Origin of the sequence: Armatimonas sp. (genome assembly GCF_031410135.1) — a bacterium.
Taxonomy (GTDB): domain Bacteria; phylum Armatimonadota; class Armatimonadia; order Armatimonadales; family Armatimonadaceae; genus Armatimonas.
Map to the genome: position 1 here is coordinate 1 of NZ_JANNYP010000180.1, position 18477 is coordinate 18477.

Below are 18477 nucleotides of genomic sequence, written 5' to 3' on the forward strand. Positions count from 1 at the left end.
GCAAGCCATTTATTTTCTCTCGTGTCGGGTTCTCAGGGACATTCGAGGGCGATGGCTACGAAGTGCTGACGATCACGGCAGGTGGTCCTGCGGAGAAGGCGGGACTGAAAAAAGGCGATGTTCTGACCATGCTCGACGGGCAGGTAGCAAAAGAGCTAGGTCTTAGTGGCAGCCGTGAGATCTTCCGCAGAGCTCCGGGAACCAGGCTTCAAGCCACGGTACGCACCGCAACGGGCGCGACTCGCATGGTCGTGATTATCCTCCAGGACGTGCTTTAGTCTGCCCCGTGAACGAGGCATGAAATGGCATCGTTCCTCTGCCGTAAAGCCCATGCCGGGCCACCGAATTTATAGCCCGGCACGGGCTTTACGGCACTGCGTGCCACGAGACGCTCCGTTCACGGAGCGGCAAAATGGTGGGATATGCGGTACTCTGTGGCGTTATGGCACTAGGAGTCGGAATCGTGGGCTTGCCCAACGTGGGTAAGTCCACACTCTTCAACGCAATCACCAGAGCGGGCGCGGTCGCGGCCAACTACCCCTTTGCAACGATTGATAAAAACGTCGGTATCGTCACGCTCCCCGATGAGCGCCTCGATGCTCTGGCGAAGGTCTACACCAAGGGCGACCGCGTGCCGCCCCTGGTTCCCACCATCGTCGAGTTCGTGGACATTGCGGGACTGGTCAAAGGCGCACACAAAGGTGAAGGGCTGGGCAATCAGTTTCTGGCCAATATCCGCGAGGTCGCCGCTGTGGCCCATGTGGTGCGCTGCTTCGAGAGCGAGGAGATCATCCATGTCGAGGGACACGTCGATCCCGTCGGCGATGCGGTGACGATCAATTTAGAGCTGGCGCTGGCGGACTTGCAGATTTTAGAGAAGCGACTGGATCGCCTGAAGAAAAACGCAAAGTCCAGCAAAGACGATGCCCTGCTCGTTCCGTTGGTCGAGAGCCTGGTGGCGCACCTGAGCGAAGGCAAGCCCGCCAGGACATTCGTCTGGAACGATCCCGAGGCGCTTGCCAAGTTCTACAAAGAGTCCGGCCTGCTCACCGCCAAGCCCATGGTCTATGTCGCCAATGTCCCCGACTCGGACTTGCCCGATGGTGGCAGCAACCCGCACTATGCCACCCTCAAAAAGATGGCCGAAGAAGAAGGCATGGATGTCGTGGCTATCTCCGCGCAGATCGAAGCTGAGCTCTCCGAGCTCGATCCCGAGGAGGCGCTGGTCTTTCTCAACGACCTCGGGCTGAGTGAGCCAGGAATGAATAGCCTCGTCCGTGTCGCGTTCCGGCTACTCGGCTTGCAGACCTTCCTGACAGCAGGCGAGAAAGAAGTGCGTGCCTGGACCATCCGCCAGGGCGACAAGGCCCCCACGGCGGCGGGCGTGATCCACACCGATCTGGAGCGCACGTTTATCCGCGCCCTCGTGATTGACTGGACCAAGCTCGTCGAGGCCGGGAGTATCGCCGCCTCACGCGACCGCGGCTGGCTCCGCACCGAAGGCAAAGACTATATCATGCAAGACGGTGACGTAGTCGAGTTTTTATGTAGCGGGTAAGCTATCCCCCTGATCCCCAATGTTTGGGGATCAGGGGACTATCAGCTCGGCGATGCGGTCGGCGTAGCGCTGGGTTCTGGCATTGGCATCCGCGACCGAGACGCCCTCGCTGTGCACATGGATCGAGGGTTCCGCAGGGTCCGGGAGCACGAGAGTCCAGGTGTTGGGCGACTCGACCACACGAATGCCATCAAGAAGCTCTAGCTCGCCCGAGGCGTTCTGTGCCTCTTCCGTCAGAATCCGCATCACCCGCCCATTGTCGGACTGCGGGCAGCTCAGGGTCTGGCTGGAGAGATGCATCGGCGGGAGCTCCGCCACAAACGAGCTGAGCGGACGGCGCTGGTGCAGAGCCATCATCTCCAGGGTCTTTACGAAGGTAAAGAGACCATCGAACGTGGGGTGAAACGCCTCTTCGCCGCCGGGAAAGATAAAGCCCCCTGCCAGATCTCCTGCCATGATGAGTTTCTCCGCAGCAGACGAAGCGACATTCATCAAGAAGCGCGGATCAGTCTTGGTGCGGGTAACGATGCCTCCACTGCGCGAGAGAATGCTCTCAATCGCCGACGGTGCGTTGAGCGGCACTGCGATCTTGCACTCCCCTGCTCGTGTGGTCTGTGCCACCATGGTCGCCAGTGTCGCCAGCAGGCGTGCCCGGTTGAGCGGGTTGCCCAGCTCGTCTACCAGTTCCAGGCGCTCGCCATCGGAGTAGATCATGACCCCCAGATCGGCTTTCTGCTGGTGAACGACTTGTGCCAGCCCTGCTACCAGTGCCTCACGGTCTTGGGAGTTCTTGGGCGAGCGCTTCCAGTCCGGGTAAGGATTGAGCACAAAGACTTTACAGCCCAGCTGTCCCAAGATCGAGGGAAGCACACGGGCCAGCGATGAGCCATAGGCATAGTCAATGACCACCGTAAACTCTTGGCGCTCGATATCCTTGGCGGCAATCTGCTTCAAGAAAAGCTGCGTGTACTGCTCCAGAGGACGGGTGGCGACATTGATTGTCCCCACTTCGTCCATCAACACACGTCCATAGTCCTCCCGGAAGAAGATCGTCTCGATCTTACGCTCATTGTTCTTGTTGAGATAGATGCCCCGCTCATCGAAAAGCTCCACGAGCGTGCGACCTGCATGATCCGGGTCTTGTCGAACATGGACACCGCCGCGGGCACGGTTGGCTCGAATCGTCGTGCGTAGAACCGGCAGGGCCATCTCCTCGACATCCACCATCGTCACGCCCACCGAGGACAGCCCGGCCATGAGCGCACGCTTGAGCATCCGGCTTGCCGGGTGACCGTCGCGGCTGACCACGACCGTCGCGCCTTTTTTCAGAAACGCGCCAAAAGACGCTCCCAGCTTTGCCGCAAAGTCAGGGGTCAGCTCGATATTGGTAATCCCCGGCACACCGAGGCCACGGAAAAGATTCGAGTATGCTTTGGCGCCCCAAACAAGGCTCTCGGTCACCACCGAGCGCTCCTCGATGAGCTTATCGGGCCAGAGCTTGACCCGCGAGCGGATAGTCGCCCCCGCCTCGACCGAGCACTTGTCCCCAATGACGGCGCTCTCTTCCACTTTTACATTGACGCCCAGATGAACGTGGTTACAGATCGTACAGGCCGTGAGCTGCGCCCCCGCCCCGACATAGGCTGAGCGCCAGAGAATGGCTTTCTCAATCCGCGCATTGGCCTCGACAATCGCCCCATCGCCGAGCACGGCGTCCGGGCCGATGACCGCACCAGGGCCAATCCGACAATCCGAGCCGATCGCAACGGGACCAATGAGCTTGGCGGTAGGATGGATCTCCGTTCCGCCGCCGATAAAAATACGATTGGGATGGCTTGCACCGGGAATCGGAAGCGCGGTCTGCCCCTCCAACATCTCGTACTGGGCCTGGCGGTACTGCTCCAGAGAGCCCACATCGCACCAGTACTCCTCCATGGTGTAGCCATAGAGTGGACGGCCATCCGCAAGGAGCTGTGGAAAAATGTCTTGGGACCAGTCGTAGCTCTTGCCGTGCTCCATCAGCTCAAAAACACTGGGCTCTAGGATGTACATTCCTGTATTGGCCGCATCGGAGAAAACTTCGGCTTTATCCGGCTTCTCCAAAAAGCGAATAATGCGCCCATCGGGCTCGGTCATCACGACGCCAAACTCGACGGGATTCGGAACCGGCTTCAGGATCAGCGTCGCTTCCGCTCCCTTGGCGCGATGAAACGCCAGCGCTTTATCAATATCCACGTCCGTGAGAGCATCACCCGAGACAATGACAAAAGTCCCGTCCTTGAGATGCTCCTCCGCCTGTTTCACGGAGCCCGCCGTACCCAGTGGGTTCTCTTCGACGGAGTAAATCAGGTTGACATCCATCTCAGAGCCATCGCCAAAGTAGCGCTGGATCTCCTCACCGAGATAGTAGAGCGTGACAACGATGTCATTGATTCCAGCACGTTTCAGGTGCTCAATAATGTGCTGCGCGATCGGCTTGTTGAGAATAGGGACGAGAGGTTTTGGCCGGTTGGAGGTAAGGGGCCGAAGCCGTGTTCCCTCACCGCCCGCCATGACAACGGCTTTCATATGCCTATTGTAGCACGTTTTGTTTCGGGTACAATACGCAATATGGCAGATAAGACAGAGATGATCGCTATTTGGACACAAGTTGTCGAGATGGCAAAGAAGGCAGCCGTGGCTCCGGCCATGTACCGTGCCCTAGACGCAAGTGTCCCCATTGCATGGGAAGGCAATGTCTTCGCCGTGGGGATCGACAGCACGGATGGCTTGCTCAATGGCACCCTGAAATCCAACGACTCCCAGCTTAAGATTGAGCAGGCGCTCCGGCACATCACGGGCAACCGTGAGCTCAAGCTCAAAGTGCTCGACTCCCCCACTCTGGAGGCATGGAACTCCGTAAAAGCCGGAGTGGTGGCGCTGGCAAAGATGCAGCAGCAGCAGCAAGACCGCCTGAACGCCAACCCCACTGCCGCCGCGGACACGGCCACCTGGGACGATGTCTACGAGCGCCTCAACCGTCTCTGGACCAGCTACGAGTACCGCACTCTGGCCTCTGGCAAGGGCCGCTATATGGTTGAGGCCATTGCCATTATTGACGAAGCGATAGATCAGCTCGGAACCACCAGCGGCGACCAGAGCGAGCGCGCTTTCTCCCGGACATTAGACCGAGTCGGCTCCATGGTCGGCTCCGAGCCCGCGCTTATTGGCTACCTACTCTTCGAGCGCCGCCGCCTCGCCGGAAAGTAAGCGAACGGAGACAAGAGTTTTCTTCCTGTCGCAAGTCTCGTGATGAAAATCGCCGCGACGGAAATCGTCGGGCTATGGGGCGTCCCGCCGCGCCTTCGGCGGAATTTCGACCGACGATGCCCCATTTTACCGACGAGGCATGAGGAGGAGGCCAAAGGCCCCAAAGCTGGACGTTCACCGTCCACGCGAATGGGACAATCGCCATCACGAGACTTGCGACAGAAAGATAGTTTTTGGCTTTGGTTTATTTGTGATTCCTTCCAGCACTTTAGATGGCCATAATTTTGAAAAGCTAGATAAAAAACACAATGCAGTAATGCAGTTAGGAAAGACATGATGAAAACAATAAGTTTCTTAGAAGTAGTAAATATTTTAGCAGAAGATAATTTCATAAAAAAATATTTAGATAAATCAAATATTAGTATTATAAGACATAATGAAGACAAAAATTGGATTATCATTATATATGATGTTGATGAAAAAGGTAAACGAAAAAGTAAGCATTTTTTTGTAATAATATATGATAGCGGAAAAAAAGAAATAATCGGAGGCATGTAATTATATATTAAGTGGAAGCCGTTATTGGGGTACCAAGAACCAGCGCCGCTGTCTTTTGTCTCATGAACACGGAGCTTCAACGAGGCCAAAAGCGTCTCGGTCGTTCCCGCGCTCTAGCAGAAAACTGCGGAGCACGAAGGCAGGAAATAACATTAGGCTTGCCGAATTTTCTGCCATGCGCATCGAAGCTAATTCTAACCTGCTCTTTATTGGGGACTCGATCACCGACTGTGGCCGTGCTCGGCCCGTTGGTGAGGCGAATCCGTGGAACTGGGGAGAGATTGGCAATGGCTATGTCCGCGATGTAGCGGCGACGATTGGGGCGGCCTACCCGGAGCGTGGGATTCGGATTCGCAACGTGGGCAGCAGTGGCAACACGGTACGCGATCTGGCAGCTCGCTGGAAGTCCGATGTGACCGATCTCGCTCCAGACTGGCTCTCGGTGATGATCGGGATCAACGATGTCTGGCGACAGTTCGACTCCCCTCTCGCGCCCGAACGCGCTGTGCCCCTTGCAGAGTACTCGGAGACGCTGTGGAGCCTCTGTCACCGCACGCGGCCCAAGCTGAAGGGGCTAGTGCTGATAACGCCGTATGTGGTGGACGCCAACCTTCACGACCCGATGCGCCAGCGCATGGATGAGTACGGAGCGGCTGTCAAAGAGATTGCGGAGGAGTTCGAGGCGGTCTTTGTGGACAGCCAGGCTGCTTTTGATCTCTTGCTGGAGCACACGCACCCTGCGAGCATCGCGTGGGATCGGATTCACCCAGGGCCGGTGGGCCACATGACCCTTGCCCGTGCCTTTTTACGCAGTGTCGGCGCACTTTGAACCGACACAGGCGTTTGTACGTCGGTAGAGGGCATGGAACTTTTATTGCTCTCTGCGCTGATAGCAACGGCTCCGGCTACATTGCCACAAAAACGCCCGAAAGTCGGGCAAAATCAAGACGGCTTCTGGGCTGTTCTGAGCCGGAATTTTGATGTTTGGGATGCCAACCACGATGGTACCTTGAGCGGTAGGGAGACCGACCCGCTGGTTGCCGACGCACAGATTCGTGGCGCGGATGCGGCGGCACTGGGGGCGCTGAAGATGGCGCAGAGGGCCAAGAAGTGGGACGAAATTGTCTGGTCGCGCACTAACTTAGAGGCCATTCGCATGAATCAGCTCAAAGGCCCGGAGCTGGGAAAGACTTACAGTAACGCGCTTCAGAAGATCCAGAAGACCCGCCGGGTGCTCTTCGCCCCTGGGGCTCCGGCGCTCACGGAGTTTCACCAGGGCCGCCTTGGAGACTGCTTTTTTCTGGCCCCGATTGGGGCGGCGATAGCACGCGATGCTGCCGCTGTTCGTGCAATGTTCACGCAGCAAACACCGGGTACGTTCTCCGTCGCCTTCCCCGGAGTAGCGCCGGTTGTGGTAACGGCCCCCACAGACACAGAGCTTGCACTTACCTCCGCCACGGAGAACTCGGGTATCTGGCTGACACTTTTAGAGAAAGCTTTTGGGGAGGTGCGCAACCGTAACAAGCCGGAAGAGAAACAAAAAGAGTCTGTTACTGACTGGATTGCCCGAGGCGGCTCCGTAAAACCCGTGCTGGAGACACTCACAAACCACGAGACGGATAGTGTCCCGACGCGTCGTGCGAATGCAAGTCAGCTCCGCGAGCGTTTGGAGCCTGCCCTGAAAGCACGGCGGCTGATCTGCACGGGGACACCTGAAAAGGTGGAGACTCCCGGTATCTCACCGCGGCATGCCTATGCAGTTCTGGGCTTCGACCCCACAAGTGACACCATTACGCTCTGGAACCCTCATGGCAACAACTTCAAGCCCAAGGGGAGTTCGGGCAAGATCAACGGCTATCCCATGCGCTCTGGTACATTTAGCTTGCCTTTACTCGATTTTATTGATATTTTCAACGCAGTCGTTTTTGAGACGGCGAAGAAAGCAAAGTAAGCTATGAAGATTGAAAGTGGAACCCTGCTGTTTATCGGTGACTCGATTACGGACGCGGGACGGGCACGGCCTGTCGGAGAAGATAAAGGGCTGGGCGGTGGCTACCCGTCACAAGTGAACACGCTCCTGGGCGCAACCTACCCGGAGCGCAAGATTCGGGTGCTCAATACGGGCATCTCGGGAAACACAATTCGAAACCTCAAGTCCCGCTGGCAGAAAGACGTGATTGATCTCAAGCCGGACTGGCTGAGTATCATGATCGGCACCAACGATGTCTGGCGGCAGTTTGCGGGCACCAACAATCTCGACAGCGTCTTCCCCGAGGAGTTTGTCAAGACCTACACAGAGCTGCTCCTTCAGACAAAGCCACTGGTCAAGGGAATCACGCTTCTGACACCGTTCTATGTCGAGCCGGATCGCGACCAGCCGATGCGCAAGCGGATGGACGAGTACGGAAAGCTGGTGCGCCAGCTCGCAAAAGAGCACGGCTGCCGCTTTGGGGACACACAAGCCGCCTACGACAATGCGCTGAAGAGCATGGCCTTCGGGGCTCTGGCTGGCGACAAAGTTCACCCCAGCCCCACCGGCCACATGGTTCTCTCCCGCGTCTTTCTTAAGACCGTGGACTACCGCTGGTAATCACGACCCGTCGCCCCTCCAGCAAGATTCGCCCCTCGGCGAGAAGCTGAAGGGCCTCGATATAGGCGGCGTGTTCCTCGGGGAGGATTCGCGCCGCCAGAGTCTCCGGGGTATCGGTATCGAGCACGGGCACCGTTCGCTGAAGGACAATCGGGCCGGTATCGTACTCGGAGTCCACAAAGTGCACGGTGCAACCGCTGACTTTACAGCCGTAGGCCACCACGGCTTCGTGAACGTGGTGGCCGTACATCCCTTTTCCGCCGAACGCCGGAAGCAGTGCGGGGTGCACATTAACGATCCGATTGCGAAAGTGCTCCACCACGGCCTCGGGGAGCTTGCGTAGATACCCCGCCAGGGCGATTGTGTTCACGTGGGCCTTGGTTAGAGTGGCAAGGAGCTGTGCTTCGTAGCTGTCCCCCGGAGCGATGACAGCTACGGGAATCCCCGCCTCTTGCGCTCGAAGGAGCGCGGGGGCATCGGGCTTCGTGCCGATCACGAGCGCCACTTCACCGCTCAGTCGTCCGTCTTGGGTTGCGCTGTGGATCGCCATCAGGTTGGAGCCGCGCCCCCTCACCCCCACAAACACCGCCAGCCTCAGTGGCTTTATCTCCGTCACGCGCCCTCTTTCCCTGCAGTCTCAGGATCTGTGGTAATGATTTTCCGTATCTCGGGCTCGAAGGTCTTCATGAAGTCTTTCTGCGCCGCCAGAGCCGCCTCATCGGTTGTTGCACGATGGGTTACCAAGCGCACAAAAGTCCAACCGTTTTTATTCGGGAAGAGCCGCTCGGTTGCCATAATAAGTTGCTGACGCATGAAGTCAGATTCCGTACGGTTCCCAGAAACAAAGAAGTAGCTGACGGTTGCAACGGGCACGCCAAACTTACCGTCACTGTACTCAACTTTGCTCCCATCAAAGAGCATATGAACTGCCGTGTCTTCGCGCCCCGCCCACGGAAGTGTTGTCGTGTCCTTGAGGAGCTGGACATAGCCACCCGCCGGGAAGCACTGATCGGGCCGGTGGGCAAACTCACGCCTCCCGTAGCGCCGGTAGACCACCAAAAGCTGCACCTTTTGGCCATCATCGCGAATATACTGGCGAATTAGGTAGGAGTCGGACTCTGCCAGTGCCGCATCTGAAATATCGCCCTCAGGACATTTCCAGCGCCCCAGCTCCGCCGGAATCACCTTCACATCCACCGAGGGAGCTTTCACAGTCGTCCTAGCGGAGGCCACAAGCGAGATCATCAAGATCGTCGCCATCATCGCACCGAGCGGCATGAGCTTCGGAGCCACCCCCACTCGGTTCCATTTGGTGGGAGCCGGGCTTGCGGACCAATCCGCCTTTTCCGCTTCCTGGCGTGTTTTCCAACGCTTTTCGCCGCCGGTCACGCGCTCTAGAAACCGGCCAATGCTCACCAGTAGAAGCAGGACGATAATAAAGAGCGGGTACGGCGACGCATCGTGAAATGTCCCCAGGCCAAACTTCGGATCGTAGTAGGTGCACACAAGAATAAGTAGCGTGATTCGAATCACATTGGCTGCTAGCGTGATGGGGAGCGCGAGCCAGAACAGCACCCACTTCCACTTAAGATCCAGCCGTGAGATATAGGCAGTGATTGCATGGAGCGCCTTGATCGCCATCAGTGAGTGAATCCCTGAGCACGGATCGGCGATCTTCACCCGCACTGCCTCACCGGTCTTGAGAAACGGGAACTCCATGTCCATGCCCGCGCCGGTCATGTGAACATTAAAGAGGTGCTCGACAATCCACTTGCTCCCACTGGTGGCGATCAGTCTTAGCGGAAAACTAACAGGCTGCGTGAGACCACCGGGGATGGGCAGGAAAAATGTTAGGTAGGCCAGCGGAAATGCCAGCTCTCGTAGCCAGGCAGTTCCCGCCAAGTACCACACAGCACCTGCCAGAAAGATAGGAATTGAGAGCGGCGACGGGCCATTGAGATCCAGCGCCTTTTCGGAGAGGTGCATCAAAAGAGCGAGCAACACAACCCAAAGACCCCGCTTGTCGGAGCTAAGCGGAGTGCGACGCAGCTTCTCGCGCTTGTACCAGACCACCGCCGTGGCAATAGGGATGATCAACCAGCCATGCGTGGCGCTAGGATCTGTCGCCCAGCGGTAACCGAGAAAACCAAGGGTAGACTGCTGCCCTTCGGCAAATCCGGGCATCCCCGGCCAGTTGCCGAGTCCATACAGGCAGAAAAATAGGATACCTAATACCAAAGGAGCCAGGTAGGGGAAAGCAGGTTTTTCGTATTTCGATGTCGCCAAGGGCTCAGTAGACATGACTTTATTATACGCCTGACTCCCCTACTTCGTTACCATACTGGCGAATTTACCTGTTCTTCTTCCAAGTCCCCTGAGCCAAAACAGGGATGTAGCCGATATAAGGTTCATGATCAACATCTTTCCGACACGTGCTAACAAAACTTGTCTACTCGTCTCCAGTGACCAGCAGAGTCGTGCACAAGCACGTCGGGAAATCGCACAGTGGGCCGCAGAGCGCGATCTGGAAATCCCCAGCCGACCACGCCGCCTTGCGCTAGTCGAAGACAATAAAGTGGTGGCAGAGTGGGTGGTCATTGAGCGAAAAAATCAGCCCGAGCCTCCTCCCCCTTCCTTTGTGGCTCGCGCCTGTGGACATCTTACTCTCGTCCCGGGCGGCCGTGCCGCATAGGTCTCAACAGACTCTATAGCGGTACAATGAGCTGTGCCGCAGTCAAAATCTCCAAACGAAACTTCGCTACCCGAGCGCGAGGTTGCCCTACGACAGCTACTTCGACGTCAGCTAAGAGCCTTTATTTTCGTCTTGGTACGTCTTGTAGCATGGGGCTTGCTTCTCACCCTGATTAAGCCTCTCTGGGTGGGACGGCTTTGGCTCGACAACCTACTCTTTGGTCTTGGGGCGCTTCTGTGTGGTATTCCTCTCTTTAAGGATATTAGTCGCAACTGGGGCTGGAGGATTGCCCTTGGGGTTACTTATCTGAATGCCAATCGTCTTGAGGATGCGGAAGCACTTCTTGCTCCATTGACAGGAATTCAAGCGTTGCTCTTTGACCCAAAGCAAATCGGTAGTCAGGCACTGACCACCCTTCAACAAAAAAAACGAGGCACACAGGAACAATGAAACAACAACGACCGTATTGGTGGGGAACGTTTGTCGGCTGGTCTATTGCAACCATTTTAATGGGATTTATTGGCGCGTGGATTTCGCAATACCTTGGTGCCCCCGAATATTTTGGGGCTACCATTGGGGTTGTGCTAACCGGTCTCGTAGGTCTTTTTGCGCTCGCGGCCCGCATTGCCCGGAAGAACTAAACCCAAAACTTATTATGGTAAAATGGCAACTATTGTGACGTCTGACATTACCCCACCTACTGTGCCTTCGACTGTCAAATTCCCTCAGCTACTTCGGCGCTGGGTTTGGGTTATGCTTCCATTTTCCATCATTCTTGGCTTTCTCCTCAGAAATGGGACAAGTCTCTGGTTCGGCGAAGGCTCCCAGCTCTTCTTTCAAGCCTGTGTCCCTGTGGGTGCCGTTTTGATTGCTTGGTCATACCGTGAAGACTGGAACCAGACACATCAAGAACTAACAACGCTCTTTCCTAATCCTAGAGACGCTCGCCGTTCAGGCAACATGGTGTTGGTAATAGTTGGTGGTGCCTTACTTCTAATGAGCCAGATAGGTGCAATGCCTCCTCTCATGATTTTTAGCGTTTGGATCATCCAAGTAGGTGCTATTTGGTATCTCTTTGGTCCTTTTCTGTTGCGAATTATGCTTACGCCGCTGGCTTTCCTTTTACTGGCGATCCCGCCCCCCATAGGATTTTTCTCTGGAATTGTACAGAAGTTCCAATTGATCTCTGCATCAATGATGGGAGGCACCCTTGGACTCATTGGGATTAAGACAAGAATTCAGGGCGCTGTCGTTGTCATTCAAGATGTCGGGCATACCATCTTTATCTATCCAACAACCAGCGGGGTAGGAGTTTTCTGCTTTGTGCTCGTCAGCACAATCTGCTACCTTAGTTGGGGACGAAGCAATTTTCTGCGAGGACTCATCGTTTTGATGGTTGCTGCGTTTATCACGTGCCTAGGAAACGTACTCCGTTTGACATTCCTTGGTATTTCTGCTCGCGTCATGCCTGATTTTGCAAAAATCCTAGAAAACCAGCTCCTTTTCATCCCCACTATAACAACCGTATTCCTGTGCCTTCTAGTGATTCGTTCATTTAGCGAAAAAATGGCCCCATCACGTACAAAAAATAAGAAATTGTAATATGAATGAAGAATCTATACTAGATCAACGTATTAGGAGGATGGGAATCCTGCTGATATCTCTTGCGTTACTTATACTGATAATTTCAATCCGTCAAAGCTATAGTTCGAAATGGCTTTTAGAGACACCAGCCGCAATTGATTCATGGAATATTTCTGAGATGCCCTTATCACAAGAAGTATTAAGCAAATTAGGGGGATCTAGTACCAAGGGAATAGAGTTTCGCAATCCTCTTGATGAGCAAGTTCGTTGCCAGTTTATTGCTCCCCGCTCTTTTGAATCTTACCGTGAGCCTGATATGTTTTCCCAACTGCAAATTAGTGCTCAGCGAAGCTTACCACTTTTTGGGCCGGATAAATTAGTTCGTGCTTGGGTCTTGAAAGTTCCCAATTCTGAGCGACGCATGTTGGTTTATGCATGGTTACAGTCACCTACAGGAGGTACTACATTATTTGGTGACCGTAGTATGGAGCCTAATTTCTTAGAGAGACTTCGTTTAAATGGTTTAGAACTAATTCGAAACGAACCTGTTTGTCTTGTCCGACTATACATAACTATTGATTCATCTGACAAAAATGGTGCACAGGCTAGACGCACGCTGGATCGTATTGCTCATAGTATATATGAGCAGAACACAAAGAGAAAATCATGAGAGCTACTTTAATCACATTTTTTTTAGCTCTTAGTATTATAAGCGGTTGTGCTTCAAAGTTCTCATCAGGTGGTGAAGATCTTGACTACCTCAAAGATCTACAACGTAATGAACCAAAAACAGATAGCAAGCCTCTTCTGCCACTTTATCCAGGAAATTACTGGGAAATGACTGCAATCAGTGAAAAAAATAAAACAAAAGATAAAATCGAAGTTGTCGGCCCTATTCAGATTGCTGGTCAAAATGGACTGCTCGTAAAGATTCTTAGGAACGGATCACTATGGCGTCAAGAGGTTTATCGGAATGACTCAACAGGGATTTGGCTGATGGCTTTTGGTGAAAAACAGACAGATCTTTTGCAACTCGATCCTCCAATGCGCTTGCTTGCTTCATCCTTTCATGAAGGTGACGAAGGAAATTGGAAAGGAAATATTCTTTTTAAAACAAAACGCTACGAAGCAACAGGATATTGTCGCATTACGTCACAAGAAACGCTTCAAACTCAGATGGGTAGGTTTCAAACTTATAAAATTGATTCCGTAATTTCAATGGTGCGCCCCAATGATATCCCCCTCCATTTCCCTGCTATTCGTTGGCTATCTCGCGATATTGGCTTCATACAACGAAGCTATGCAGATGGTGGACGACCTGCAGTTCAAAATTTAGAACGTTATATGGTGCGAGGGAAATTAAATAATGAATAAATTTCAAGATTTATGGACATTGCTTAAGTCACAAAAATACTGGTGCTTACTTTTTTTAATTTATTTAACTGCATGGATCATCCCCTTTCGTTGGATGGAAAATTTCTGGCAATATCATTACTCACTTTTAGCAGCCCAGCCATTTATCCTGCCTGGATTTCTCCTCATACTTTGGGGACGCAGGCACTTTATTACGACCGCATGGGCAAAGATTAACCGTACCGAAAAACGAAACCCTAAAAAAAACTCGTCGGGAAGCCTAACACTCTTAATCATAGGATGTGTACTTTATTTTTTCGCTCATTTTTCTCGATTAGCTTTAGCAGGAATTTTAGGACTTGTTTTGATCCTCCTTGGCATAATTGTGCGAGTCTATAGCAGAAAAAGTTTACGTCCTCTTGTAGCTCCTATTTTATTCTTATTAGCAATAGTGCCCTGGCTACCTGAAAGTTTTGTTGGGCAGTTTGAAAAACTGTTTCAGCGTATCAGTATATTACTAATACAACAGATATTTATCCGTGTAGGCAACAATGTAATTATTAGCGGAGATGCACTCGTCATAAATAACGGTACAATACCTCTGCCTTTTGGTATTTCAGGCAGCCAAGGTTTTTTTTCAGCCATTCTTATATTCTGGGGTTACGGACTCTATCATTTATATAATGCATCTAAAATAATATACCAAATCCTTGTTGGCTGTGTTGTGACGTTAGCAATATACCTAGTCCGTTTTATTATTATTTGTTATTTTTCGTCAGGAAAACCAAACATAGCAATAATTTTTGCAAATACAAATTCATGGATAATTACAATAATAGGAATTTCTATAAGTTTTCTTCTTATTAAATATCTCCCTCCGTTTCGAACACCGTCATGGGTAAAAAAGATTGCAAATAAAGTAGAGATCGCAAGCAACACTATTCAACGCCCTGTTGATAAAGTAATCACTAAATCAGTTACTGCGGGCACAGCACTAGGGGGATTTATTAATGTAATTTTCCGTCCTCTATTCTGGGCTATTGATAAAACAACTCCTCTTTTTGCTAAAGTAGGACAATGGATGAGCAGGACAAATCGTAATCTTGATTCTCGGATGCGAAAAGCGGATCGAGTTCGGGCACAGCGTAAGAAGAAGGAGAATAGGTAGATAACTTCAACATGACCAAGCGACTCTTTATTCAAATGTCGGCCATTGTCGGAGTAACAGCAGCACTAAGTATTTTTTCCCAGAAAAGACTCGAGTGGGCTGGTGGTTGGTTCCCAAATATCTCAACGACAATTGGTTCCTGGGAAGGGACAAACCAGCCTGTATCCCAGGAAACACTCTCGATTCTCGGGTTCCCTCGTGCATCAAGTGTTGCGTTCTCCAACGGTACCGGGGACTCCGTACTCGCGACGCTCGTTACGGCGGGGCCCTTTGAGAACTTTCATGATCCGACGGTCTGTGTAGGTGGTACTGGGGTCTGGGAGTTTACCTCACTAAGGGAATTCCCTCTTGATGGCCCCGGAAGTGCTTTGGTTAGGGCCATGATTTTTCGGAATCGTAATGAGCCAAAGGTACGTATCATCATGTATTACTGGCAACAGGGTCGCGATGGCTATACAACAAGTGAGCCGATGATGGGAAATTTCCGGGATTTACCGGCACGCCTTCGAACCGGTTATGGTGCACTCGTGCTAGGACGTCAGTCAGTGATTCTTCGCATTTACACAGGTTTCAATGAAGACGAAGACTCAACAGGACTGAATGCCCAACGTGGTGTCCACGAGATCTCGCGTAATGTCTACAGAGAACTACTAAAAGCGGGGAAATCAGGCGAATGAAATTCCATTACTTACCATTGCTATGCTTTATCCCACTACTCACAAGCTGTAAAAATGTTCGAATTGCGAGCGGTGCAGATGATAACTTTATTCATCTGCCCGAGGAAATCAATACCAAACCAATATCTCCCGAAAAGTCATTATTTCCAACACCGGTTGGTGGATACTGGATCTATCGCCTTGTCAATACCAAAGGGGATCAAGAAAAAGTTGTGGCTCAACCACGCCGAATCGTGGAAGGTGTTGAAGCAGTTGTTCTTACAAGTGCTCAAATCTCAGGCCCACCACGTGAAGAGCTCTTTAAGATTACATCCCAAGAAATTACTCATCTCTCGTCCACAGGGGGAAACGACAAAGTCACGATGAAACCTCCGATGCCTCTGTTGCAATTTCCCTTAAACTTCGATAAGTCAATTGCCTGGCAAGGGGGGGTGCTGGTGCGTGGTTCGCTTGTCCCGAGCAAAGGTCACTCCCGCTTAAAGGCAATTGAGAAGGTAACAGTACCAGCAGGGACATTTACGGCTTATCGCGTGGATTCAATTCTCGAGACGACAACATCTGGAGGGGCTAGCACTTACTGGACTACCCGCTGGTTTGCTCCTGGTGTTGGCATGGTAAAGGTGCGCTATATCGTCAATAATCCCAACCAACCAAATCAACTTTTTCTGAAAGAGCTTACGAGCTACAAACTTTAGAGTATTCGGCACGCTTCCTGCACAACACAGGAAACATGACTGCCAAACCTTGTGTCTCCGTTGTCGTTATTTTTTATAACCCGGGACGTTTTTTCACCGAAGCACTCGACTCTGTCCTTGCGCAGACCTTTATGGACTGGGAGCTTTTGCTCGTCAACGATGGCTCCCAGGATGGTTCGACTGAGATCGCGCGGCAGTATGCGCAGCAGCATCCCAATCGCATCACGTACCTTGAACATCGCGGTGGTGTAAACCGTGGCATGAGTGCGACTCGAAATCTCGGGCTTGCTCATGCCCGAGGAAAATACACCGCACTTCTCGATGCGGATGACTTTTGGCTCCCCAACAAGCTTATGGAACAAGTGGAGCTTTTGGAGCGCTTTCCGGAAGCAGTCGCTCTCTTTGGTCGTAGCACCATCTGGCACTCGTGGGCTCCTAATGCGACCCAGCCCGACTGGCCCAATCTTGGTGAGCTTCCAGCAGATCGCCTGATCTCCCCTCCCGAAATGCTCTTGCATTGGCTTCGTGATGAGAGCTATCAGCCCTGTACATCAGAGTTTATTGCTCGAACTCAGACCCTACGTGAAATTGGGGGCTGGGACGAGACTTTTAAAGGGCTCTATGAAGACAATGTTCTCTATACCCGGCTGTTCACAAGATTCCCTGTCTATGCGGCATCAAACACGTGGAGTCTCTACCGTCAGCACCCGGATAACTGCTGCCATCAAGCGATGGCAAAAGGCGAATGGGCTCTAGGTAAAGCTAACCCTGCAAAACGAAAAATTCTCCTCTGGATCCAGAGTTATTTAGACGACAATAAACTCAAGAGTCCTGATATTGAAAAAGCACTTTCAGATGCACTACTCCCTTTCAAAAATCCGACACTTTTTAAAGTGCGGCAGCTTCCGCGTCGTGTCGCGAACAAGCTACGGCACACACTAGTGAGATAATCCAATGCATACCCTCCACGAACGCTTTGCGGTGCAAGTCGCACGAACCCCGAATGCGCCTGCGCTGACGTTTTCGGGTCAGTCGCTAACTTATTCCCAGCTAGATGCGCGGGCAAATGCTCTGGCACACCGTCTTGTCGAACAAGGCGTCGGCCCAGAGACACTCGTGGCGCTTCTGGTGAACCGTGGCTTTGAGATGGTGGTCGGGACCTTGGGGATTCTGAAAGCGGGAGGCGCTTATGTCCCGCTTGACCCCGCCTACCCCGCCGACAGGCTTGCCTTTCAGCTCGCTGACTGTGAGGCAAGCGTTCTGGTGACACAAGAAGGCGTTGCACTCCCAGAAACCTCGGCGACCATAGTCAAAGTAAGCCTTGAGGAGCGCACGAATGCGCCGATCAGCCTCGCGACAGCACAGAACCTGGCCTATATGATCTACACGTCGGGCTCCACAGGTCAGCCCAAAGGCTGCCTCGTCGAGCACCAGAATGTCCTGCCACTTTTTAACAACCCGGCGTTTGCTGCTACGGAGCGCGATGTCTGGACGCTCTTTCACTCCTACGCCTTTGATTTCTCGGTCTGGGAGATCTGGGGTGCACTGCTCCATGGCGGGCGGCTAGTCATTCCAACCGAGACCGAGCGCCGAGCCGCTGATGCCTTCCACGCTCTGCTCCGTCGCGAGGGTGTGACGATCCTCAACCAGTCCCCCACCGCGTTCTCGCAGCTCATGGCCGCCGACGAAAGTGCTCCTAAATTAGAAACCCTTCGTACGGTAATTCTTGCAGCGGAGAAGCTCGAAGTGGCAAGTCTGAAGCCATGGTTTGCCCGCTACGGCGATCAGAGTCCTGCTCTCTGGAACCTCTACGGTATCACGGAGACCACAGTTTTTGTGAGCTACCGGCGTATCTTAGCCAGCGACACGAACTCAAAAGTCAGCCCGATTGGCGTCGCGTTTCCGGGTTGGACGATGCACGTGGTCAATAGCGAGCTCTGGGTTGGTGGCGCAGGTGTGACCCGTGGCTATCTCAAGCGCCCCGAGCTGACGTCAGAGCGCTTTATCTGCTACCAAGGCGAGCGTGTCTATAAATCTGGCGATCTTGTCTCGGTACTTCCCAACAACGAGCTGGATTACATCGGGCGCTCGGATCTTCAGGTCAAGCTGCGGGGCCATAGAATCGAGCTCGGGGAGATAGAGGCGGCCTTGGTGCAATTTCCGGGCGTTCGCGGGAGCGCCGTCGCCCTGCACGATGAGAAATTAGTAGGCTACACGCTGGGCCAGAAGCCCGAGACTGCTGCTCTGACTGCTTATCTACGAGAGCAGCTCCCAAGCTACATGGTGCCCACGGCATTTGTACACCTAGAGAGCTTCCCCATGACGGTCAATGGCAAGCTGGATCGGCGAGCAC

21 protein-coding genes are annotated in these 18477 nt (G+C 53.0%); 18 read left to right on the top strand and 3 right to left on the bottom strand.

The window, feature by feature from the left end:
- Positions 1-278: PDZ domain-containing protein (locus tag RMO15_RS06470; protein WP_309709463.1), on the top strand; the 278-nt coding region annotated here is incomplete at its 5' end.
- 164 nt (positions 279-442) lie between these two features.
- Positions 443-1558, top strand: coding sequence for a redox-regulated ATPase YchF (gene ychF, locus RMO15_RS06475; protein WP_309709464.1), 1116 nt, complete (start codon positions 443-445; stop codon positions 1556-1558).
- Between the two features lie 30 nt (positions 1559-1588).
- Here ychF and RMO15_RS06480 read toward each other — a convergent pair whose 3' ends face one another.
- Positions 1589-4126, bottom strand: a complete 2538-nt coding sequence (locus RMO15_RS06480) for a sugar phosphate nucleotidyltransferase (RefSeq protein WP_309709467.1) — start codon at positions 4124-4126, stop codon at positions 1589-1591.
- A gap of 42 nt (positions 4127-4168) precedes the next feature.
- On the opposite strand from RMO15_RS06480, the gene RMO15_RS06485 reads away from it, so the two are divergent.
- From RMO15_RS06485 to RMO15_RS06505, 5 genes are all read left to right on the top strand, one after another.
- Complete coding sequence (locus RMO15_RS06485; protein WP_309709470.1) at positions 4169-4807, top strand: hypothetical protein; 639 nt, start codon at positions 4169-4171, stop codon at positions 4805-4807.
- A 333-nt stretch (positions 4808-5140) separates the two neighbouring features.
- Positions 5141-5365 (top strand): hypothetical protein, encoded by a 225-nt coding sequence (locus tag RMO15_RS06490; RefSeq protein WP_309709472.1) that lies wholly within the window; start codon positions 5141-5143, stop codon positions 5363-5365.
- A gap of 175 nt (positions 5366-5540) precedes the next feature.
- Complete coding sequence (locus RMO15_RS06495; RefSeq protein ID WP_309709475.1) at positions 5541-6194, top strand: SGNH/GDSL hydrolase family protein; 654 nt, start codon at positions 5541-5543, stop codon at positions 6192-6194.
- Positions 6195-6227: 33 nt separating this feature from the next.
- Positions 6228-7316 (top strand): C2 family cysteine protease, encoded by a 1089-nt coding sequence (locus RMO15_RS06500; RefSeq protein ID WP_309709477.1) that lies wholly within the window; start codon positions 6228-6230, stop codon positions 7314-7316.
- A gap of 3 nt (positions 7317-7319) precedes the next feature.
- Complete coding sequence (locus RMO15_RS06505) at positions 7320-7955, top strand: SGNH/GDSL hydrolase family protein (RefSeq protein ID WP_309709479.1); 636 nt, start codon at positions 7320-7322, stop codon at positions 7953-7955.
- Here RMO15_RS06505 and purN read toward each other — a convergent pair.
- Together purN and RMO15_RS06515 are read right to left on the bottom strand one after the other, a co-directional pair.
- Positions 7930-8571 carry a phosphoribosylglycinamide formyltransferase gene (gene purN / locus RMO15_RS06510; protein ID WP_309709481.1) on the bottom strand — a complete coding sequence of 214 codons (642 nt, stop codon included), beginning with the start codon at positions 8569-8571 and terminating at the stop codon, positions 7930-7932. The two genes, RMO15_RS06505 and purN, sit on opposite strands and share 26 nt — an antisense overlap.
- Entirely contained in the window at positions 8568-10256 is a 1689-nt protein-coding gene (locus RMO15_RS06515) for an exosortase C-terminal domain/associated protein EpsI (protein WP_309709484.1), read from the bottom strand. The genes purN and RMO15_RS06515 overlap by 4 nt, the downstream gene beginning before the upstream one ends.
- Positions 10257-10365: 109 nt before the next feature.
- Between RMO15_RS06515 and RMO15_RS06520 the strand changes: the two genes are divergently transcribed.
- The 11 genes from RMO15_RS06520 to RMO15_RS06570 all read left to right on the top strand — a co-directional run.
- The gene (locus RMO15_RS06520; RefSeq protein WP_309709486.1) at positions 10366-10647 is read left to right on the top strand and encodes a hypothetical protein; all 282 of its coding nucleotides are present in this window, start codon (positions 10366-10368) and stop codon (positions 10645-10647) included.
- A 33-nt stretch (positions 10648-10680) separates the two neighbouring features.
- Positions 10681-11097: a hypothetical protein gene (locus RMO15_RS06525; protein WP_309709488.1), complete on the top strand. Its 417-nt coding sequence runs from the start codon at positions 10681-10683 to the stop codon at positions 11095-11097.
- A complete protein-coding gene (locus RMO15_RS06530; RefSeq protein ID WP_309709491.1) occupies positions 11094-11288 on the top strand; it encodes a hypothetical protein in 195 nt (64 codons plus the stop codon). The genes RMO15_RS06525 and RMO15_RS06530 overlap by 4 nt, the downstream gene beginning before the upstream one ends.
- A 22-nt stretch (positions 11289-11310) precedes the next feature.
- Positions 11311-12249 (top strand): exosortase/archaeosortase family protein, encoded by a 939-nt coding sequence (locus tag RMO15_RS06535; RefSeq protein ID WP_309709493.1) that lies wholly within the window; start codon positions 11311-11313, stop codon positions 12247-12249.
- Between the two features lies 1 nt (position 12250).
- Positions 12251-12901 carry a hypothetical protein gene (locus RMO15_RS06540; RefSeq protein WP_309709498.1) on the top strand — a complete coding sequence of 217 codons (651 nt, stop codon included), beginning with the start codon at positions 12251-12253 and terminating at the stop codon, positions 12899-12901.
- The gene (locus tag RMO15_RS06545; RefSeq protein ID WP_309709500.1) at positions 12898-13605 is read left to right on the top strand and encodes a hypothetical protein; all 708 of its coding nucleotides are present in this window, start codon (positions 12898-12900) and stop codon (positions 13603-13605) included. The genes RMO15_RS06540 and RMO15_RS06545 overlap by 4 nt, the downstream gene beginning before the upstream one ends.
- A complete protein-coding gene (locus tag RMO15_RS06550; RefSeq protein WP_309709502.1) occupies positions 13598-14752 on the top strand; it encodes an archaeosortase/exosortase family protein in 1155 nt (384 codons plus the stop codon). The genes RMO15_RS06545 and RMO15_RS06550 overlap by 8 nt, the downstream gene beginning before the upstream one ends.
- 11 nt (positions 14753-14763) lie before the next feature.
- Positions 14764-15429, top strand: coding sequence for an exosortase-associated EpsI family protein (locus tag RMO15_RS06555; RefSeq protein WP_309709504.1), 666 nt, complete (start codon positions 14764-14766; stop codon positions 15427-15429).
- Positions 15426-16124 (top strand): hypothetical protein, encoded by a 699-nt coding sequence (locus RMO15_RS06560; protein ID WP_309709507.1) that lies wholly within the window; start codon positions 15426-15428, stop codon positions 16122-16124. The genes RMO15_RS06555 and RMO15_RS06560 overlap by 4 nt, the downstream gene beginning before the upstream one ends.
- A 35-nt stretch (positions 16125-16159) precedes the next feature.
- Entirely contained in the window at positions 16160-17074 is a 915-nt protein-coding gene (locus RMO15_RS06565) for a glycosyltransferase family A protein (protein ID WP_309709510.1), read from the top strand.
- 4 nt (positions 17075-17078) lie between these two features.
- A partial coding sequence (locus tag RMO15_RS06570) for an amino acid adenylation domain-containing protein (RefSeq protein ID WP_309709512.1) occupies positions 17079-18477 on the top strand: 1399 nt, incomplete at its 3' end.

Excerpts from the sequence above, each read along its gene's own strand:
- ychF (WP_309709464.1), top strand. The coding sequence starts at position 443 with ATGGCACTAGGAGTCGGAATCGTGGGCTTGCCCAACGTGGGTAAGTCC.
- RMO15_RS06480 (WP_309709467.1), bottom strand. The coding sequence starts at position 4,126 with ATGAAAGCCGTTGTCATGGCGGGCGGTGAGGGAACACGGCTTCGGCCC.
- RMO15_RS06485 (WP_309709470.1), top strand. The coding sequence starts at position 4,169 with ATGGCAGATAAGACAGAGATGATCGCTATTTGGACACAAGTTGTCGAG.
- RMO15_RS06490 (WP_309709472.1), top strand. The coding sequence starts at position 5,141 with ATGATGAAAACAATAAGTTTCTTAGAAGTAGTAAATATTTTAGCAGAA.
- RMO15_RS06495 (WP_309709475.1), top strand. The coding sequence starts at position 5,541 with ATGCGCATCGAAGCTAATTCTAACCTGCTCTTTATTGGGGACTCGATC.
- RMO15_RS06500 (WP_309709477.1), top strand. The coding sequence starts at position 6,228 with ATGGAACTTTTATTGCTCTCTGCGCTGATAGCAACGGCTCCGGCTACA.
- RMO15_RS06505 (WP_309709479.1), top strand. The coding sequence starts at position 7,320 with ATGAAGATTGAAAGTGGAACCCTGCTGTTTATCGGTGACTCGATTACG.
- RMO15_RS06515 (WP_309709484.1), bottom strand. The coding sequence starts at position 10,256 with ATGTCTACTGAGCCCTTGGCGACATCGAAATACGAAAAACCTGCTTTC.
- RMO15_RS06520 (WP_309709486.1), top strand. The coding sequence starts at position 10,366 with ATGATCAACATCTTTCCGACACGTGCTAACAAAACTTGTCTACTCGTC.
- RMO15_RS06530 (WP_309709491.1), top strand. The coding sequence starts at position 11,094 with ATGAAACAACAACGACCGTATTGGTGGGGAACGTTTGTCGGCTGGTCT.
- RMO15_RS06535 (WP_309709493.1), top strand. The coding sequence starts at position 11,311 with ATGGCAACTATTGTGACGTCTGACATTACCCCACCTACTGTGCCTTCG.
- RMO15_RS06540 (WP_309709498.1), top strand. The coding sequence starts at position 12,251 with ATGAATGAAGAATCTATACTAGATCAACGTATTAGGAGGATGGGAATC.
- RMO15_RS06545 (WP_309709500.1), top strand. The coding sequence starts at position 12,898 with ATGAGAGCTACTTTAATCACATTTTTTTTAGCTCTTAGTATTATAAGC.
- RMO15_RS06550 (WP_309709502.1), top strand. The coding sequence starts at position 13,598 with ATGAATAAATTTCAAGATTTATGGACATTGCTTAAGTCACAAAAATAC.
- RMO15_RS06555 (WP_309709504.1), top strand. The coding sequence starts at position 14,764 with ATGACCAAGCGACTCTTTATTCAAATGTCGGCCATTGTCGGAGTAACA.
- RMO15_RS06560 (WP_309709507.1), top strand. The coding sequence starts at position 15,426 with ATGAAATTCCATTACTTACCATTGCTATGCTTTATCCCACTACTCACA.
- RMO15_RS06565 (WP_309709510.1), top strand. The coding sequence starts at position 16,160 with ATGACTGCCAAACCTTGTGTCTCCGTTGTCGTTATTTTTTATAACCCG.